Genomic DNA, 20,065 nt, shown 5'->3' on the forward strand with positions numbered 1-20,065 from the left:
CCGAAGTGAAACGAATCACAGGCAAGTGTGATTTTAATTACAGCAAAATTCTTTTTATGTGAAACGGCTTGCTTTTCGCAGCACAAAAAAGCCAAACCCCTTGTCATAAAAGAGTTTGGCTTGCGATTAATAACTATTCTTATTTGTAACTTCTTTGCCACAAACGCAATTTAAATTTCCAGCACCAGTTGTTTGGCAAAGAAATAAAGATGCGTCTTTTTCACTGACTCATGCCAAATATGTTCAATGGCATGTTTATAAAGTTTCATTTGCACTTCGTAGCGTTTCAGAAGCGTTTCTTTTACACGGTCGGTAACTTCTTCTGTTATTGCATCTGTTTTATAGTCCAGGATTAACCAGCCATCTTCTGCAGGGATAACACAGTCAATCACACCTTGAACAAGTACTTGTTCATCCGTATCACTTGACCAGTTGGCATAGACTTCTTTTGCAGAAAGGGAAAGACTAAACGGTACCTCGCGATATACAACAGAAGCATCCATAACCAGTCGGGCAATCGGTGTTGTAAAGAATTGCTCAACAGCATCGATATCAATTACTTCCGCTTCCTGCTTTGTAAGAATCTCCCGTTCAACCAATGATTCAACAAATTCTTCTATCTCCCCATTATCCATTGGCTTTGACAGTGGTATATGCTGCATAACAGTATGCATCGCGGTACCACGTTCTGCAGCAGTTATCGATTGCTGTTTTTGCATAAACACCGGTCGTTTGACGATAGGCGCATGAAATGTTTGGACAAGCTGATCACCACTGTACTCATCCTTCATCTCACGCTGCCGTTTAATTTCCGTAACCGTCTGTTTGGCACGTGTTGTCGCTGCCTCGCGAAATGGATACGTATAGTCCAAACGGTTTTCCACCATTTGATCCAGTTCACTGTCATCCAATTCAAGCGGCTTCCAATCAATAATGTTTTCTTTTCGCTCAAGTTCTGTTTGTTTTGCTTCTTCGTCCAAGTTTGTTAACGAACTTCCATGTATAACCGAAACGTTCCATTCAGACGGATCGATTCGGATTGCTTCCAGAACTTTATCATCAACCTCTTCCGTGCGTAACACATCATTTGCTTGATGCCGTATCAGGGCTGGACCGACCCAGTCAAGATACGTTTTCGATTCCACCCGGAAATGCGCGGGCAAAATCCACTCGGTATGATCAATCATCTTTTGCCATTTCTGCTGCTTCTTCTCGAATGATGCGACATTACCGACCATGACCAGTTTCTCTTTTGCACGTGTTAATGCAACGTACAATACGCGCATTTCTTCGGCCAGCAGTTCACGCTGTTTTTCTTTTTGCAAGGCATGGTAATATAACGTCGGGTAGGTGATCCGCTTGACCGGATCAATGTATTTACTGGCAAAACCAAGGTCTTTATGCAATAAATAACGCTGTTTTAAATCCTGCAGGTTAAATTGCTTATCCATTGCACCAAGAATGACGGCCGGAAACTCCAGCCCTTTACTTTTGTGTATCGTCATAATCCGGACAACATCTTCCTGCTCGCTTAATGCACGTGCCGAACCAAGATCATCTCCCCGCTCTTCCATCCGCTCAATGAAGCGCAGGAAGCGGAATAATCCGCGGAATGAAGTCGTTTCATAACCACAGGCACGATCATACAGCGCCCTTAAGTTCGCCTGGCGCTGCCGTCCGCCGGGCATACCACCGACAAAGTCATAATACCCGGTTTCCCGGTAAATCTGCCAGATCAATTCGGATAATGCTCCTTGTCTGGATGCCAACCGATAGTGTTCCAGTTTTTCCAGGAAGTTGTTGACCTTTACCGCTGTATCACCTGTATTTTGCCGATTAAATGCTTTCAGTGCATCATAGTAGGAACCTTGTTTATCAGCTAACCGAACCAATGCCAGTTCTTCCTCATCCAATCCAACAATCGGTGACTTCAGTACAGACGCCAACGGTATATCCTGTCTTGGATTATCAACCACTTTAAGCAGACTGAGCATAATTTTCACTTCAATTGCCTCAAAATACCCTGTTGACAGCTCGGCATATACAGGTATATCCTGCTTTTTCAATTCATCGACAATTGTTGGTGCCCATGTCATGGATCGCATCAAAATAACAATATCACGATACTGGATTTCCCGTTGTGTATCAGTAGTTTTATCATAGACCTGTAATGGATTATTTTCCTTCTGACCAATCCAGCTTTTTATTTTCTCAGCATAGGCACGGGCCTCCAGCTGTGCTTTTTCCAGATCCTGAAAATCCTCTTCCTCCGGTGATATATCTTCTTTTTCCTCCGGTGCTTCACGATCGATGATAAGCAGCTCGGGTTCCGGTTCAGTCAGCGGCAACGTATCATACATTTTATTTGCATAAATCAGTTCAGCATCCTGATCATAGTCTATTTCCCCCAGATCCTCATCAAGAATCTGCCTGAAAATATAATTGGCACCAGAAAGAACGTGTTCCCGGCTGCGGAAATTACTTGCCAGATCAACACGTTTAGCCGGAATTTCGTCATCAGCAAAACGCTTATACTTCTGAATAAATAACGTTGGTTCAGCATGGCGGAAACGGTAAATACTCTGCTTCACATCGCCAACCATGAACATGTTCCCAGGCCCTTCCTGATCACTGATCAGCGTCAAAATCGTTTCCTGAACAAGATTCGTGTCCTGATATTCGTCAACCAGCAGCTCACTGAATTGTTTTTTCAGACCTTCTGCTACACGGGAAGGTACTACGTGTTCAACAGTTGACGATTCATCTGTCAGCAATTCCAGGCAATAGTGCTCAAGATCTGAAAAGTCCACAATTGCCCGTTCACGTTTCTGTTCGGTAAATTGCTCTTTAAACTGCTTCACAAGTTCCGTTAATTGCCTGATGACAGGAGCCAATTCCTGCATATCGGCAACGTGATTTTCCAGATTACGGCTGAACCATCCTTCTTTCATATCGTTCCATCGCTTTTTATAACCGTCACGCAGCTTTTTTACCTTATCTTTTTTAGCATCGTCACAATCGACTTTTTTTCGGGAAAGAGTCGCAAAGGAACTACTTGCCATAAAGGCTTGCAAATCATCCCATGAATTCAAATGGGCCAGTGCGTTTTGTAAGTTCTCTGCATCAGCATCAATTGCATCGGCATAATGGTATGGACCATCACTTTCCCTGGTCAGGTCCAATGCCAGATTAATCTCCTGCTGCATCGCTTCGAGCTGGCTTTTAACCTCGCGTTTGATAATTGACAGCAATGGAAGTTCTTCTTCTTTCCAATCTTCCGGGATATCATAAACATCTGCCAGCTGATCAAGCCACATGTCGGGCCACGGGTTTTGTACGGCAAAGGTATACAAGTCAAGGACAAGACTTTCTACGTCCGTGTCACTCCGGTCACTGGAAAAACGGTCGACAACAGCAAAAAAATGTCCCTGTTCTTCACCTTCTTTTCCGTACCATTCCTCAAATAAATCATCAATCACTTCCTGCTTAATCAGATCCGCCTCCATATCATTCGCAATACGGAAGGCAGGATCGATATCAAGTAAGTAAGCATACTGTTTTACGACTTCAAGGCAGAAGGAGTGCAACGTTGAAATCGATGCCCGCTGCAATAAGGATAATTGCTTTTTCAAATGTGCCGATTCGGGGTTTTCGGCCAAGGCCTCTTCCAATGCAAGACCAACCCGGTTCCGCATTTCCTGGGCTGCTGCATTAGTAAAAGTAACGACAAGGAGAGAATCAATATCTACCGGATTTTCTTTCTTGATTAACTTCTGAATAATCCGCTCGACAAGCACTGCTGTTTTTCCGGAACCGGCAGCCGCTGCCACGAGAATATCACTGCCATCGGTATAGATTGCCTGTTCCTGTTCCTTCGTCCAACTAACCATTTACTTTCCCTCCTTGTGCCTAAGCTTTTCGAGTATTTCATCATCTTTCATATCAGTAAGTTTACGGTAGTTATTTTCCTCTAAAATCGGGTCAAATTGACAGACAGACAGGAATGGACAATACGTACAGGCGATATTTTGTTTATGCTGATATGGGTTCAAATGTACGCCACCGCTCGTCATATCGATTCCCGCCTGCATCATGAGGTGATTAATATGCTGCTGCAGGCTTGAAAACGTCTCATTGTCTGCAACCTTGGAATACTTTTGAAATTCACCATTCTTTTTCATTCCTGCCGGTATCACCTGACTGGATCCAGACTCCAATGAGGTATCCATCAATTTGACGATTTGTTCGTTTGATAGTAATAAACCCTGCATTTTATACTTTTTAAAGATTTCTTTTTCGATTTCATCATCGGACATTTTCAGCTTTCCGGAAACCATTGGATTATGCACGTGGAAATAAAGCACTCCGGCTGGCGTTGCCTTCACACCAAGCCATTTTTCCGATTGCGTCAGGACAACATTCAGATAGGTAAGCATCTGTAATGCCAGCCCATAATAAACCTCAACAAGATTCAACCCTTTTGCACTTGATTTGTAATCAATTATACGCAGAAATAATGACTCGTTATCGAGCGCTTTATCAACCCGATCAATTCGCCCCCGTAACTTTAATTCAAATCCATTTGGCAATGGCAGTGTAACGGGCTGCAGTGTCTGATTATCACCAAAGCCAAGTTCCAATCCGACCGGTGAAAACTCACTTTGCCTTGCCTGCTCACTTAACACGTATGTTGCCCGGGCAATAACTTCCTGCAGTTTTTTCTGAATGTATTTGTAGCGGTTTGAACTGTGCAAAATCTGGTGCTGCAGGATTGGTGCAAGATTATCAACCGCCTTCTGAGCATATCCGGAACTGTCACCCTTGGATAACTGTGAAAAATCTTTCCCTTCAGCCTGAATCCACTCGGTAATTTTTTTCAATGCCTCATGAAAAAGCTGACCAATATCAGGTGCATCAAGTTTGTATGTTTTTCTTTCGTCCAGTTTCAGACTGTACTTTGCAAAATGCTGATAGGAACAGCGGTAATATGATTCCAGCCTCGAGACACTGGCATTAACCTGTTTTGGATATAATTGTTCAGTCGTTTCCTTCGTTAAGTTTTTCGGCCTGTTTTGGTAGTACAGGCTTTGCAGAATCGTATAGGTAGTGCTGAATTTCGGGTGACTTTCAATGTACCAGTTCAACACATGCCACCAGATTGGCTTAACCGGATACCCTTTTCGGCTGCGGGCTAATTGGGCGGTCAATGCTGCTCTTGTCTTCATCGGCGTTGTAATGAACCGGTCAGCTTCGATTAGCTCCTCAGGATCCTGCAATAAAATGTGATCGCTGCATGCAGGAAATAAATCCTCCATTCGGTTAATCATCTGTGAAGGCATTTTTGATTTTCCTTCTTCATCACTTAAGGGATAACTTATCCACAAATAATCACTGGCGGATGTGAAGGCAATATACATATAAAACGAATCATCAAGTAACTGTCGTGTACTGCTCTCTGCAAGTTGCAGCCCATTATCTGCCAGCAGTTCCCGTTCCTGTTCATTAATCATCCCATCTGAAGCTGGTTTCATCGGCCACACACCGTCATTCACACCAAGTAGAAAGGAACATTTTATTCCGCTTATTCGCGAACGGTCAATCGTCCCAACTATACAATGGTCCATACTTGGCGGCACATGGGCAAATGTCAATGAGTCAAATCCCGCTTCAATCGTCGTCCGAAACGTTTCCAGGGTCATCGATTCATCACCCGCCAACTCCACCATTTCATCAAACAGTTGAATGATGGAACTCCATACCTGCTCCTGTTCACGGGCTTTCTCGATCTGACCTTCCGCATCGTACATTTCCCGCATTTGCTCCAGACGCTCTGGCACATTCAATCGTTCCAGCAATAAATATACCGTTTCACATAATTCCCGAACTGTTCCTGCATTTCTGATTTCCTGATCAAATTCCTGCAATGCCTGAACTACCTGGTTTCTATAGGCATTTATGCGCTTTTGTGTTTCTTTTTCCTTATCTGTCTGCGCCGATCTGTCAAAGCCCCGGAAACGCTGAAAATGCCATTGCTCGTCACCAATCCAGCGCTCACGCGAACGAATTCCATACTCGAGTATATAGTTTTCCAGCTCATCAATCGCATCATTATTAAGCGGGTATTTGGAATCTGCCGATGGAATAAATCCGGTTTTCAGAACACGGAAAACTGCATCATAGCGCCAGTTTCCTTCAACAATATTTAATACAGAACGAATAAATTCGATCAGCGAATGATTCAGCATCGTCCGTTTTTCATCGATAAAAACAGGAATATCGTAATCACTGAAAATTGTATTAATCAAATCATGATACATATCTGTCTGCCGGATAAACACTGCAATATCCTGGTATCGATAGTTTTCTTCTCTTACCAGACGGAGAATCTCCTGAGCAGCACCTTCAACCTCTGCCCTTGGGTGTACTGCTTCAGCTATTTGCATTGGAACTTTCCCGTTAAATACCGGTGCAGGACGCTTATCGAAATTTTGCTCAAGGTGGGCAAAATAAGGCTTTTCTTTGAATCTGCCGTTCGCCGGATCAAGGATAATGGTTTCATCTATGTTTATCAGATTTTCTTCAGCAATTGCCTGAAGGGTCTGATGCGTTTCTTTCGTCTGATAAAATAAATCCAACTCAGAAAAATCATCAGCATCTGCGGCATCAGTTGTTAAGGCAATAGTTACTGATTTACATTTTTTCATTAACGCTTCTACAACGAGAAGTTCCTTCGGAGAAAACCGGTGGAAACCATCGATGTAAATCTCAGCATCTTCAAGCAATGTGGCATCTTTGATTTTTTCCGCAAGCAGTTGCAATTGATCCTCACTATCAATATATTTACCTTGCAGGGCATGGACCAGATTCTCGTATATGTACGACAAGTCGTTCAACTTGTTTGTCAGTGCAACTTCACCGGACTCTTTATGAACAAACTGGTTCATCTGCTCGATTTGCATGTGCAGCATGTCGGGGGTGATTCGATAGCGTTTAAATTCGGTTATCATTTTTTCCAGTTGTTCCAGAAAGCCCTGTTTTTCCAACGCTTTTTGGAAGACTTTCCATTCGGATTCTTTTTCTTCGATGATTTTCCGGAGCATCATCTGGATTCCGACAGAACTGATAAACTGTCTTGTTCCCCCGCCGGTTTCCTGTAAGATACGCCATGCGAGCCGCGAAAAGCTTACAACCTGGGCGCGGATGCTTCCATGGATGTCCTTTGTATTAAACATTTCATATTCCTGCTGAAAGGTCATTTGGTCTGGAACGATATAAAATATTGGCGGACCCTGTGGATTATCGGATAATTTTTCTTTTATTTCGTCCAACGTGCGTCCACTTTTTCCGGTTCCGGATCTGCCTAACAAAAAACGAATCCCCATTTTTCATCCCCCTCTAAATTAAATCTTGTATTTTATAAGATTCTTTTCTTAGAAGTTTTTATAAACTGTGACGTAACCTAGAGAAATCCTGTTATCGCTATTAAGTGATGCTCTTTGAGGCCGCAGCTGGAATATACACGGAGACTCCTGTGGGAGCAGAGGCCTAGGTGAGACTCGTAGTGTGACAACACGGAGAGGCTCATCAGCCGCCCACGGCTAAGAAGACACTGCGAAAACTCACTTTTTGAGCAGATGTCGCCTTGGTACCCGGAGGCGTGAAAGCGAAGTGTATATCCGCAGCGGCGGACTAACACTCATATAAAGTTACTGCACAGTTTATATCAACCATTCATTCACACTTCACTATCATTTAATCTCAAAACAAAAAACTTCTGACTCTTATTTTACCAAAATCAGAAGTTTTATTATAGGCTTTTGCAGCTAATTGCCAAAGGTTAGTTTTACCTCGGAAACGGGCCAGTATTTGACATCAACTTTTCCAACAAGCTGTTCAATTGAGACAAAGCCGAATTCCCGGCTATCCAGACTATCCTCACGATTATCGCCCAGTACAAACAATTTACCTTCAGGGACTTTCTTTTTTCCTGTTGTTTCCTCCAATGTGAAATCGTTTGTGTATGGTCCCATGTCGTCCATGTTTTTAAGTGGCTCCAGAAATTCTTCTTCCACGTACTCTCCATTTATATAAAGTTTATCACCTTTATATTCAATTTCATCGCCGGGAAGCCCGATCACACGTTTTACATAATCGTCCTTTGAGTTGGCGTGAAACACGATAACATCAAAGCGGTCAACATCTGTTAAATCATATACAACTTTATTTACCATCAGTAAGTTTCCATCATAAAGGGTCGGTTCCATCGACTCGCCATCTACTACATAACTGGCAAATATAAATGACCGAAAAACAAATGCCAGTGCTATTGCCAGTAAAACAACCGGGATTATTTTTCGTACATATCCTTTTTTCATACCAATTTCCTCCAGGGTCTGTTCTCTGTTAAGTGTTGCAGCCCCCGTTACCCAGCGCCTTTCAACGGCAATAAACGGGCACCTTCACTTTTTCATTCTCTAGCACTATGTTACCCTGTTTGGAAAGTTTTTAACCTACTCTCTTTCAGAAATTTCCTTTATTAATGCTTTTCGCTGTATACGGCGTTCAAAATATTTTCCTACCAGCCAGAATAATACAACACACACGCCAACAACAATCGTTTTTACCGGTTCTTTTGCAAACGACATAATACTTGATCCGACGTATGCTATCGAAAAGATCATGACAGATTTACCCAGTATTACCGCCAGAATAAATTGCTGAATACTTATTTTCGATAAGGCTGAAACAAGATTAATAATCGATGATGGTGAAAATGGAAAACACATTAATAGAAACAGTGGGCCAAATCCATGCCGGTCCACCCAGGCCGTTACTTTGCGCACTTGCTTATTTTTACGGACTGCTTTAAATACCTTTTTATCTCCAAGCCGGCGCACGACTAAAAAGACAACAACAGCGCCAGCACTCGCACCTGCCCATGATAGTAAAAACCCCTCCAGCAATCCATATGCAGCCCCATTGGCAAGTACAAAAACGACCAGCGGCAAAAATGGAAGAAATGCCTCAATAAATGGCAATAGAATACCAGGTAAAGGGCCCAAACTTTCATATTGGTTCAGTAATTGCATGATGTAATCATCCAATTTGTCTTCTTCAAGTAATACTTTCCAATTCGCTATGCTGAGGGTTAATAAATACATGAAAAAGTCTCCTTACTCATCTGCAAACAGTTTTACTATATTTATTTTATCTAGTTTTATTTTAATCTAAACCTCAATATATGCATAGTAGAAATGAAGATTTGCCTCTTTCTTTTCATTTTATGATTTTTTTAGTGTATTTTTTATTCCATTTATCATATAATGTAATAGAACAAACGTTCGTAAAAACATGGAGGGGTTACATCTTGCGCTATCTTAACGATGAAGAACTGCAGTTAGCTTCACGCTTCCTATTTCTTTCGATGGCGATGGTTGTTATTCAGCAGGATATTCAGCACATCCAAAAAGGAGCTTTTAAAATCAAGGAGCCTTATACCGAACTTTTGGAAAAAATGTATTCTGAAGCAACACATGAACGAAGGAAACTGCGAAAAATGATGGAAGACGAGAAGCTGAAAGTGGTTACACTCAATTCAAATGATTCATTTTCTTCCTATCTGTTTCTTTGCAAAGGCCGGGAAGAACAGCGCAATTATTTTAATCCGGCCATTCGTAAAAAAGTCGAAACGATCCTTCACGAACTTATGCAAAAGGCTCTGCCACCATATCAGCATTATGTTTCTGCAAATACTTGATACGGTTATCCAATAGAAACCGAAATTGCGCAGTTCGCTGCACCTGGTTGAGCATCGAACCGTATGAAACATCGAGAAGAACTGATTTACCGTTTTTAAACTTAACTTCCGTATAATGTTCAGGTCCTTTATTCACTTTGTCTATGTGGGAATGGGCAATCCATGAACATTTTGGGTTTGTCGGTGATGTTGTAGGAAAGAAATACATGCCGCTGGAAGGATCAATGGAAATGGGGGCCTTATGTGTGATACCACAAACATCCCTTGTTCCATCTTGCCTGCCGCGAAGGCTTGACCCGAAAAACTTGCATGCATAATCAATAATCTTGCTTGGGGTATGCTGAACGTAATATTCTTCCTGTTCTTCCAGCACACACGTGGTGGGATGTCCGTTTTCATCATCCTGTGCAATTACTGCTATTGTAAGGGGAGTTACTTCGTGTGATGGGAAATAGAATTCATTTAACATGGTAATTCATCCTTTCATGTTAAATGAAAAGAAAGAGGCATATTTATAATTTACCAAATATCTGATATAAAGTGTACTAAAAATTTCAATTTTCACCAAAATTTTTATAGTGTTCACTATTTAGACAAATTATTCTGTATTGTCAGGTGATGTATCTTCACTCTCTTTATTGGCATTATTCATATGTTCTTCTGAGCTCTCACTATCCATTGCCGCATGAAAATCAGGATTCAATAATGTAAACGTGGCCAGCTCCGGAGATTTCATATTCTTTTTCATCGCTACCAGCTCCTTTTTCTTTTTATTATTCCAGGAATGGATAGCGTTTATACTAACAAAGGTGCTCCAGTCGACTGGAACACCTTTTACCACTGCTCTACTGTTTCACTTTCTCGCGTAAGTTTTTACGCAAAATTTTCCCCGTAGTATTTTTCGGAAGCTCGTCCAAAAACGCTATGCTGGATGGAGCTTTATATTTTGCCAGATGCGCTTTGCAGTACTCCATCAGAGCATCTTCAGTCAATCCCGGATCTTTTTTCACAATAAAGGAAAGAACAGATTCACCTGTTTCCGAATCAGGAGTCCCAATAACTGCTGCTTCGGCAACACCAGGATGATCATACAATACTTCTTCCACTTCACGCGGGTAAACATTGTAGCCGCCAACAAGAATCATGTCTTTTTTCCGGTCAACGATATAAAAGTAACCTTCATCATCCATGCGTGCCATATCCCCGGTGTGAAGCCATCCATCATTCAAGGCAATTGCCGTTTCTTCATCGAGTTTATAATAGCCTTTCATGACATTTGGTCCGCGAACGATCAACTCACCAACTTCACCGGCGGAAACTTCTTCACCGAATTCATTGACAACCTTATTTTCAACATTGATGATGCTTTGTCCGATTGAACCAGGCTTTCTCGGACGATTCAATGGATTAAAGCATGTAACCGGTGACGCTTCAGACAAACCGTAGCCTTCTGAAACTTTTACCTGGAATACTTTTTCAAATTCTTTTAATAAAGCAACAGGCATTGCAGCTCCGCCTGAAATACATAACCTGACTCCAGCAAAATCAGCTGTATGTTCTGCCCCGCTTTGTAATAAATAGTTATACATTGTTGGGACACCTGCAAAAACAGTTGCCTTATGTTCTGTTGCAATTCTAAATACTTCCTGTGGTGAAAACTTCGGCATCACAAGTACTGTCCCGCCATTCATCAATGGTGCATTCAGTGCAACCGTCAAACAGAAAACATGAAACATTGGTAAAGCTGCAATCACACGGTCTTCACCGTTTATTGTTAAATAGTCGGCTACATCCTTTGCATTTGAATAAATATTTTTATGAGAAAGCATGGCACCTTTTGGTTTGCCTGTTGTTCCGGATGTATACAGGATTATCGCTGTATCATCATCATCCTGCTCAGGGACATCAAATTCCAGGCTGCCCTCTTCGACCATCTGCGAAAACGATTTCAATTTTGCTGATAATGAACTGTTCTCAAGTGAAACACCTTTACCACTATCACATGCTATGTAATGCCGGGCATTTGGTAATTGATCAGAAATCGCTTCAAATTTTTCCAACAATTTATCCATCGTTATAATCCCTTTAACATCACCATTTTTCAGGATATAAGCCATTTCGGTCGGTGTGTATAAAGGATTAATCGGTATGACAACTGCACCAAGACGCAGTGCTCCATACAAACCAATGATATAATATGGGCTGTTTCCGACTACCAGAGCGATATGGTCTCCTTTTTTGTACCCCATCTGCTGCAAACGGGAAGCAAATTTCGTTACTGCTCCCTCCAACTCTATATAGCTCGTCTCATTATCCTGAAATATGTAGGCGGTTTTCTGTGGATTCTCTTTGGCGGTAATCGATAATTGTACTGTTATATTCACGTTCTTCTCCCCCAATCTGTTATGAATGAATAATCATTCATTTATTTACCAAAATTCATTTAAATTATAAAATACTGAAAATCTGATTTCAAGTGAAAACGTTTACGTTTTTGTAAATAGCTCAATTTTTCCGAATTATTATTTCAAAACTGAACGCTCGTACTGTGCTTTCCGTGGGATGGTGGCTTCAGCTTGAATCAGCGACTCTCCAAATTAACCAAGCCATAAAAAAGAACGGCCACATACGCGTGTGCCGCTCCCTTATCTATTTAATATAACAGACTAACAAATTCTTCTTTTGAAATCCTTCCCAGATAATATGAAACATCTGTATCTTCGAGTGCATCTTCAATTGCTTGTCGATTATGACGTACACCCGTCAGCTTGTCTTCCAATTCACTGATTTGACCCATGCCGAAGAAATCTCCATAGATTTTACAGTTTTCAATAATCCCATTTTTCACATCCAGACGAACGTCCACAAGTCCTCCGTCAAATTTATGTGATTCCTGAACATTAAACTTAGGTGATTTACCGTAATTCCATTCCCATTTCTGGTAACGTTCTTCAGAAATCTTTTTGATATTTTCCCAATCCTCTTCTGTTAGTTTATATTGTGGAACATCTTTTACATCTTCCACATCAAAAACATAGCGAAGGATAATATTTTTAAACTCATCCATCGTAATTTTTTCATCCAGAAACTCAGAAATATTTGCTACACGGCTGCGAATTGATTTGATACCTTTTGACTCAATTTTTTCCTTACGTACATTTAATGCTGAAACAACATTTTCTATTTCTGAATCGAGCATTAATGTTCCGTGACTGAACATGCGGCCGCGTGTTGAAAACATTGCATTGCCTGAAATTTTACGTCCTTTAACTGCAAGGTCATTTCTCCCCTGCATTTCTGCAGGTACCCCTAATTTATTTAATGCATCCACCATTGGCTGGGTGAACTTTTTAAAGTTTTGGAAGCTTTCCCCATCATCTTTCGTAATAAAACTGAAGTTCAGGTTTTGTTCATCATGGTAAACTGCCCCGCCACCTGAAAGACGACGAACAACTTTGATGTTATTTTTATCGACATATTCCGTATTGATTTCCTCGACAGAATTCTGGTTTCTGCCTATAATAATGGACGGCTTGTTTACATAAAATAATAAATATGTATCTTTTTCACCAAAGTTTTCCAAAATATATTCTTCAATTGCTAAATTAATCATTGGATCTGTTATTCCCTGATTATCAATGAACTTCATCAAATCGCCCTCCCTATTATGTTATCCATAGATAATTGTAATAGAAAACGACTTGACAATCAAAGTTAACGACTTTTTTCCCATACCAGTCCTTCTGTTGCCAGTTGAATCTTACCTTTAAAATAATTACTGGCTTCCCTGATGAGATTGCCGTTATCTCCGTATTGTGGCAGATGGCTTAAAATCAGTTCTTTTACATCAGCCCCATTGGCAATAACTGCTCCATCTTTGCTGTTCATATGACCGGCTTTTGACCCATCCTGCTCTTCATAAAAATTGCAATCAGTTATCAGCAGATCAGCGTTTTTTGCAAAATCGTGCCATTTCTGCTTGTAGGAAGTGTCTGCCGTATAAACGATGGTACTGTCACCATCGGTAATCCGCATCCCATAGCACGGAACAGGGTGATCTGTTTTCAAAAAAGTAATGGAAAACGGACCAACCTCCAATGTTTCATTTGGATCATAAGCAATTCCTTCCGTACATTCGTGTGTCAGTGATTTAAGCCCATGCACATCCTCAGCATGTCCATAGATTGGCAAAATTTCCTTTCTCTCTGTTATAAATGAATTTACCAGCCAGGCATACTGCAGCACACCAATATCGGCAATATGATCGTTATGATAATGCGATAATACTACCGCATCAATGTCCATTATATTTTTGTAATGTTGCACTTTGGACAATGAGCCGCTTCCTGCATCAACCATTAATGAAAAACCATCTTTCTCAACTAAATATGCCGATGTTGCACCACCTGGAGCGGGATACCCACCCCAAAAACCTATTATTGTTACCTTCATAGACGATTCACCTCTTTTTAAAAATTGTTGTAACACAATGTTGACATTATGCATACTGTTATAATACAATATAAACACAAACTTAAAGGAGGATGCACATGATTAACGTTGTTGAGTTCTTCAGGAATTTACCTAAGAAAAAATGCCATAACTGCGGTCACGCCATGCATGAGAAAGCAGACTGCTATGGTAACCTGTGTGACGAATGTGATCATCCAGCAAGATAATATGTAGTATTATCAAGTTCTATATTTAAAAACTATTTATATTGTACTAGAACAGCCAGGACCTTTCTACTGAGCAGCTATGCATGTAGCTGTATTTTTTTGGGCAAAAAATCTGAAAAATCATATCATAATCTTAGCGTTTGTTTTATAATTAATTAGAGAAACGAAGTAATGATGAAAGGAGTATGGTTATGACAACGAAAACCAAGCGTTGGACACGATCAGAAGTACCAACAGAACAAACATGGGATTTAACGGACCTTTTCGCAACCGATGAGGAGTGGGAAAAAGAGTTATCCGCTATTAAAGCAAACGTCAGTGATGTTACGCAGTACAAAGGCAGACTCACTTCAAGTGCCGGAACGTTATTAAACGGACTGAAAGCACTGGAGAACTTTGAAAAACGCCTTGTCCGTGTTGCAACATATGCCAATTTAAAAGGAGGTGCTGACGGTACAGACCCGGATAATCAAGGTAACTTAGCAAGAGTTTCATCTGCTTTGGCAGCTATTGATGCAAAGCTCTCTTTTGTTGAATCTGAGCTGCTGCAACTTCCGGATAAAGCGATTAATCAGTTCATTAGTGACGAGCCAGAATTGAAAACCTATCAAAAAATGCTCGAAGATATTATGGAGAAAAAGCCCCATACGCTCGCACCGGAAATGGAAGAAACGCTGGCAGCTCTCAGTGAAGTACATAAAGCACCATACATGATTTACCAGCGAAGCAAATCATCCGATATGCAGTTTAATTCGATTAAGGATAATAATGGAGAAGAACTCCCAATGTCCGCTGCGCTTTTCGAGGACCGATATGAACTGTCAGCAGACACAGACATCCGCAGAAAAGCGTATGATTCATTTATTAATACACTCGATCAGTACAAAAACACATATGCCGCAACCTATGCGACCGAAGTAACGAAACAGGTTACCATGGCACGGCTGCGTTCATATAATTCCGTTACTGATATGCTCCTGCAATCACAGCAGGTAACAAAGGAAATGTACCATAACCAGCTTGATGTGATACAAAAAGAGCTGGCACCACATATGCGCCGGTTTGTAAAACTGAAAAAAGAAAAACTTGGACTGGATGAGCTGCATTTCTCCGATTTAAAGGCACCGCTCGATCCGGAATTCAACCCCGAAACGACGTATGAGGAAGCAACATCAACCATTCTTGAGGCATTGAAAGTTATGGGGCCTGAATATAGCGAGATTATGAAAAAAGGTGTCAGTGATCGCTGGGTAGATCAGGCCGACAATGTTGGAAAATCAACAGGTGCTTTTTGTGCTAGTCCATATGGCGTACATCCATATATTTTAATCACCTGGACAGATAACATGCGCGGTGCATTTGTGCTGGCACACGAACTCGGTCACGCCGGTCATTTTTATCTTGCGGGTAAAAACCAGTCGCTGGTAAACACAAGACCGTCCACCTATTTTGTGGAAGCCCCATCAACGATGAATGAATTGCTGCTTGCCGATCATTTGCTTGCTAAAACAGACGACAAACGAATGAAACGATGGGTGATCAGTTCGCTGCTCGGAACGTATTATCACAACTTTGTAACACATTTGCTTGAAGGCGAATTCCAGCGCCGTGTGTACGCATTGGCTGAAGAAGGAACACCTTTAACAGCCAGTGTACTATCACAGCAAAAGAAAGAAGCACTGGAAAACTTCTGGGGTAGTACGGTGTCAATTGATGAAGGTGCAGGGTTAACATGGATGCGCCAGCCTCATTATTACATGGGATTATATCCGTATACGTATTCAGCGGGGTTAACGGTTTCCACCGCTATGGCGAAAAAAATACGGGAAGAAGGCCAGCCGGCAGTTGACCAATGGCTGTCCGTTCTGAAAGCAGGCGGGTCAATGAAACCACAGGACCTAATCAAAAAAGCCGGAATCGACATGTCCAAACCGGACGTAATTAAAGAAGCAGTCGCATATGTCGGCGAACTTGTTGATGAACTTGAAAAAAGTTACGAATAGTTTATGGAAGTGCTCCTGAAGGAATTTCGGGAGCACTTTTTATATTTGAAATAGGAATACAGCATGGGTACGGGGGGTTATTGCAGTTCTCTTGATATATTCTCTCTTCTCGAGATATATTTCCTGTTATCAACGAAAAAACCGGCACCAGACAATCATTCAATCGTCCAGCGCCGGCCATAAACCAAACTATCCGCGCAAAAACTCCAACACTTCTTCGACTGCTTTTTCACCTTGCCCAATACAGTCGGGAACGCCGACTCCTTCGTACGAGCTCCCTGCGAGATATACTCCCGGCAATTCACGATTCACTTGATCACGAATATGAGAAATTCGCTCATTGTGCCCCACTGTATATTGTGGCATTGCGTTTTTCCACCGGCTAATTACACTGAATTCAGGGTCCTGCTTGATATTCATTGTTTTTTTCAGATCACCCAGAACGATATCTGTAATCTCCCTGTCGCTTAGATCAACGACACTCTGATCGTCAGGACGGCCAACATAGCATCGCAATAATGCTTTTCCTTCGGGTGTGGAGTTTGGCCATTTTTTGTGTGTCCATGTACAGGCGGTAATCCGAAAATCACTGTTCCGTGAAACAACAAACCCGGTGCCGTCAATATCTTTTTTAATTGCTGATTTATCAAAAGCCAGTGCAACATTCGCAACCGATGTTGCAGGGATAGCCTGTAATTCCTTAAGCACATCGTACTGGCTGAACATTTTCGGCAATGTATAATGCGGTGTTGCCATGACAATCGCATCCGCTTTACTTACTTCACCATTACTCAGCAACAGATGATAGCCATGGTCTTTCTTTTCAATATGATCCACTCCGGTGTTTAAGGAAACCACCTCATCACCCAGTACATCTTCAAGCTTATCAACCATTGATTCGAGCCCGTTTTCAAATGAAAAAAACATGCCTGGCTTTTTACCGGTTGAATTTTTCTTCTTCGGCATTGTCTTTTGCAAACCTTTAATCAGACTTCGATGTTTCTGCTCCAACTGATAGAAATTCGGAAAGGTTGCCATCATACTCATGTCATCAATATTACCGGCATAAATTCCCGACAATAATGGTTCAATTAAATTTTCCAGCAATTCGTTTCCAAATCGTCTGCGGAAGAAAGATCCCAATGACTGATCAGCGACCTTTTTTCCTTTAGGAAGCACAAAATCAAATCCGGCACGAAGCTTTCCTTTTGGTGAAAAAATTCCTGAAAATAAAAATGGACGAACTTGCACTGGGATACCCATAAAAGCACCTTTTGGCATTTTGTGCAGTTTATTGTTGACTAAAATATACGACTGGCCTGTTCCATTTCGGACAAGCTGGTCACTCATGCCTAACTCTTCGACAAGTTTTACTCCGGGCTCTTTCCGTGACAAAAATGAGTCCGGTCCGCGTTCAATCGTATAGCCGTCCTGTTTTAGTGTTTTAATTTTCCCGCCAAGCCTGTCACTTGCTTCGACAAGCTTTACATCATGTGGCAGATTGTTCTCCCTGATTTCTTTTTGCAAATAGTAAGCAGCGGATAAACCAGTTATCCCGCCGCCTACGATTACAATATTTTTCTTATCACTCATGCACTTCACGCTTTACTTTGGATAATACAACATCGGATAAAGTAGTTATGAATTGCTTATGAACATTCGGCATCTCCGGACGGTAATAATTTGCACCAAGTTCGTCACAAACAACTTTACATTCATAATCATTGTCATAAAGAACTTCCAGGTGGTCAGCAATAAAACCTACCGGGGCATAGACAAATGAGCGAAATCCTTTTTGTTCGTATAAATCCCGCGTTAAGTCCTGTACATCCGGTCCAAGCCATGGGTCAGGTGTATTTCCTTCACTTTGCCAGCCGATTGCATAATCCTTAATACCTGTTTGCTGGGAAATCAGCCGTGCAGTTTCTTTCAACTGATCAGGATATGGATCGCCATCTTTTAAAATCTTTTCCGGCAGACTGTGAGCAGAGACAATCAGTACTGTTTTTTCAAGTTCTTCAGGGGACATCTCGTCATAAACAGCATCGATTTGATCTGCCCAATACTTGATAAATCCTGGCTCATCATACCAGCTTTCAACTGATTCAATTTGAATGCCATGTTTTTCAGCTTCATCGTTTGCACGTTGGTTATAGGATTTTACACTGAAAGTTGAATAATGAGGTGCCAGCACAAGTGAGATGGCTTCTGTAATACCATCTTCTGCCATTTGCTGAACTGCATCCTCAATAAACGGTGTAATGTGTTTTAAACCAATGTATACACTAAATTCAATTTCGTCCTGTGTTGCATTCAGGTTTGCCTCTAAAGCTTTTGCCTGTTCCTCCGTTATTTTTGCCAAAGGAGAAATACCGCCAATCGCTTTATAACGGTCTTTCAAATCCTGTAATGCCTCTTCAGATGGTTTTCTTCCATGTCTGATATGTGTGTAATACGGTTCAATTTCTTCTTCCTTATATGGAGTTCCATAAGCCATTACGAGTAATCCCATTTTCTTTTTCTCCACTGTAAGCACCTCTTCTGTTTCAAATTATCGTTTAGAATAAGTATGAACAAGTTCTGTCAGTTTTTTCAATGTTTCCGGGTTAACATCCGGTGTTACCCCATGTCCCAGATTAAAAACATGACCACCTTGCTGTTCTGCTGATTCATCCAGTATCGATTTTGTTTTTTTCTCGATTGTCTGCCAGTTTGAAAGTAAAATCGCAGGGTCCAGATTACCTTGCAATGTTTTCGTAACACCCATTTGCCGTGCCTGAGTGATTGATGTACGCCAGTCGAGGCCGATAACATCAACCGGCAGGTCATCCCATTCAAGCAGTAAGTGACTTGCCCCTACGCCGAAGACAATTAATGGAACGTTCTCCTTCCTCAATTCACCAAAAATGCGATTCATGACAGGCTTAATATAGATACGGTAGTCCGCAGCACTTAGCGCCCCTACCCATGAATCAAAAATTTGAATTGCTTTTGCACCGGCTTCGATTTGTGCAGTCACATATGCAATCGTCATATCTGCAAGTTTATCCATCAACGCAAACCATGTATCGGGATCACGATACATTAGCGCTTTTGTTTTCGCATAATTTTTTGACGGACCGCCTTCAATCATATAGCTTGCCAGCGTGAATGGCGCCCCGCTGAAACCAATCAATGGAACCTCCAGTTGCTCTTCACTTAACAAGCGAATCGTTTCCAATACATATGGTACATCATTTTTCGGGTTGATTTCACCAAGTTTTTCCACATCCTGAAAACTTGTTACCGGATTGTCAATTACCGGTCCAATCCCCGATTTAATTTCCACTTCAACACCGAGTGCCGGCAGTGGAGACATGATATCTTTGTATAAAATAGCTGCATCAACATTGTAATGCTCAACAGGCAATCGTGTGACATATGCACAAAGTTCCGGCTGATGTGTAATCTCAAATAACGAGTATTTTTCTTTCAGTTTCCGGTATTCTTTTTGCGATCGTCCAGCCTGTCGCATATACCATGCCGGCGTATAATCCGTTTGTTCACCGTTATACGCTCTAATAATCGTATCATTGATCTTTTTTGACATTTTCATCATCCTTTTACACGCTTAAGACGTCTAGCAT

Annotated in this window: 15 protein-coding genes; 3 read left to right on the forward strand and 12 right to left on the reverse strand. The window is 41.4% G+C overall.

Features of this window, described 5'->3' with window-relative positions; all coding sequences use genetic code 11:
* Positions 1-170: 170 nt before the first annotated feature.
* From addA to G6R02_RS12350, 4 genes are all read right to left on the reverse strand, one after another.
* On the reverse strand, positions 171-3,890 hold the full coding sequence (gene addA, locus G6R02_RS12335; protein ID WP_164669542.1) for a helicase-exonuclease AddAB subunit AddA: 3,720 nt from the start codon (positions 3,888-3,890) through the stop codon (positions 171-173).
* Complete coding sequence (addB, locus tag G6R02_RS12340) at positions 3,891-7,382, reverse strand: helicase-exonuclease AddAB subunit AddB (RefSeq protein WP_164669543.1); 3,492 nt, start codon at positions 7,380-7,382, stop codon at positions 3,891-3,893. It lies immediately after the preceding gene.
* Between the two features lie 441 nt (positions 7,383-7,823).
* Entirely contained in the window at positions 7,824-8,375 is a 552-nt protein-coding gene (gene lepB, locus G6R02_RS12345) for a signal peptidase I (protein WP_164669544.1), read from the reverse strand.
* A 135-nt stretch (positions 8,376-8,510) separates the two neighbouring features.
* On the reverse strand, positions 8,511-9,161 hold the full coding sequence (locus tag G6R02_RS12350) for a TVP38/TMEM64 family protein (protein WP_164669545.1): 651 nt from the start codon (positions 9,159-9,161) through the stop codon (positions 8,511-8,513).
* Positions 9,162-9,367: 206 nt separating this feature from the next.
* Here G6R02_RS12350 and G6R02_RS12355 point away from each other — a divergent pair, with 206 nt between their 5' ends.
* Positions 9,368-9,757, forward strand: coding sequence for a YhjD family protein (locus tag G6R02_RS12355; RefSeq protein ID WP_164669546.1), 390 nt, complete (start codon positions 9,368-9,370; stop codon positions 9,755-9,757).
* On the opposite strand, the gene G6R02_RS12360 is transcribed toward G6R02_RS12355, so the two are convergent.
* The 5 genes from G6R02_RS12360 to G6R02_RS12380 form a co-directional block, all read right to left on the reverse strand.
* Positions 9,705-10,226, reverse strand: a complete 522-nt coding sequence (locus G6R02_RS12360) for a competence protein ComK (RefSeq protein WP_164669547.1) — start codon at positions 10,224-10,226, stop codon at positions 9,705-9,707. The two genes, G6R02_RS12355 and G6R02_RS12360, sit on opposite strands and share 53 nt — an antisense overlap.
* Positions 10,227-10,355: 129 nt before the next feature.
* Positions 10,356-10,505: a hypothetical protein gene (locus G6R02_RS12365; RefSeq protein ID WP_164669548.1), complete on the reverse strand. Its 150-nt coding sequence runs from the start codon at positions 10,503-10,505 to the stop codon at positions 10,356-10,358.
* Positions 10,506-10,602: 97 nt separating this feature from the next.
* Positions 10,603-12,141, reverse strand: coding sequence for a fatty acid--CoA ligase family protein (locus G6R02_RS12370; protein WP_164669549.1), 1,539 nt, complete (start codon positions 12,139-12,141; stop codon positions 10,603-10,605).
* Between the two features lie 269 nt (positions 12,142-12,410).
* On the reverse strand, positions 12,411-13,406 hold the full coding sequence (gene lplA / locus G6R02_RS12375; RefSeq protein WP_164669550.1) for a lipoate--protein ligase: 996 nt from the start codon (positions 13,404-13,406) through the stop codon (positions 12,411-12,413).
* Positions 13,407-13,471: 65 nt separating this feature from the next.
* Complete coding sequence (locus G6R02_RS12380; RefSeq protein ID WP_164669551.1) at positions 13,472-14,209, reverse strand: MBL fold metallo-hydrolase; 738 nt, start codon at positions 14,207-14,209, stop codon at positions 13,472-13,474.
* Between the two features lie 98 nt (positions 14,210-14,307).
* Between G6R02_RS12380 and yhfH the strand changes: the two genes are divergently transcribed.
* Positions 14,308-14,436: a protein YhfH gene (gene yhfH, locus G6R02_RS12385; RefSeq protein WP_164669552.1), complete on the forward strand. Its 129-nt coding sequence runs from the start codon at positions 14,308-14,310 to the stop codon at positions 14,434-14,436.
* Between the two features lie 191 nt (positions 14,437-14,627).
* Complete coding sequence (gene pepF / locus G6R02_RS12390) at positions 14,628-16,439, forward strand: oligoendopeptidase F (RefSeq protein WP_425509039.1); 1,812 nt, start codon at positions 14,628-14,630, stop codon at positions 16,437-16,439.
* Between the two features lie 189 nt (positions 16,440-16,628).
* Here pepF and hemY read toward each other — a convergent pair whose 3' ends face one another.
* From hemY to hemE, 3 genes are read right to left on the reverse strand one after another with little or no spacing between them, the layout of a single operon-like run.
* On the reverse strand, positions 16,629-18,032 hold the full coding sequence (gene hemY / locus G6R02_RS12395; protein ID WP_164669554.1) for a protoporphyrinogen oxidase: 1,404 nt from the start codon (positions 18,030-18,032) through the stop codon (positions 16,629-16,631).
* Positions 18,025-18,966 carry a ferrochelatase gene (gene hemH, locus G6R02_RS12400; RefSeq protein WP_164669555.1) on the reverse strand — a complete coding sequence of 314 codons (942 nt, stop codon included), beginning with the start codon at positions 18,964-18,966 and terminating at the stop codon, positions 18,025-18,027. Before hemH ends, hemY begins: the two co-directional genes overlap by 8 nt.
* A 24-nt stretch (positions 18,967-18,990) precedes the next feature.
* Positions 18,991-20,028, reverse strand: coding sequence for a uroporphyrinogen decarboxylase (gene hemE / locus G6R02_RS12405; protein ID WP_164669556.1), 1,038 nt, complete (start codon positions 20,026-20,028; stop codon positions 18,991-18,993).
* Positions 20,029-20,065: the final 37 nt, after the last annotated feature.

It is taken from the genome of Virgibacillus doumboii (assembly GCF_902806455.1).
Classification (GTDB): domain Bacteria; phylum Bacillota; class Bacilli; order Bacillales; family Amphibacillaceae; genus Lentibacillus; species Lentibacillus doumboii.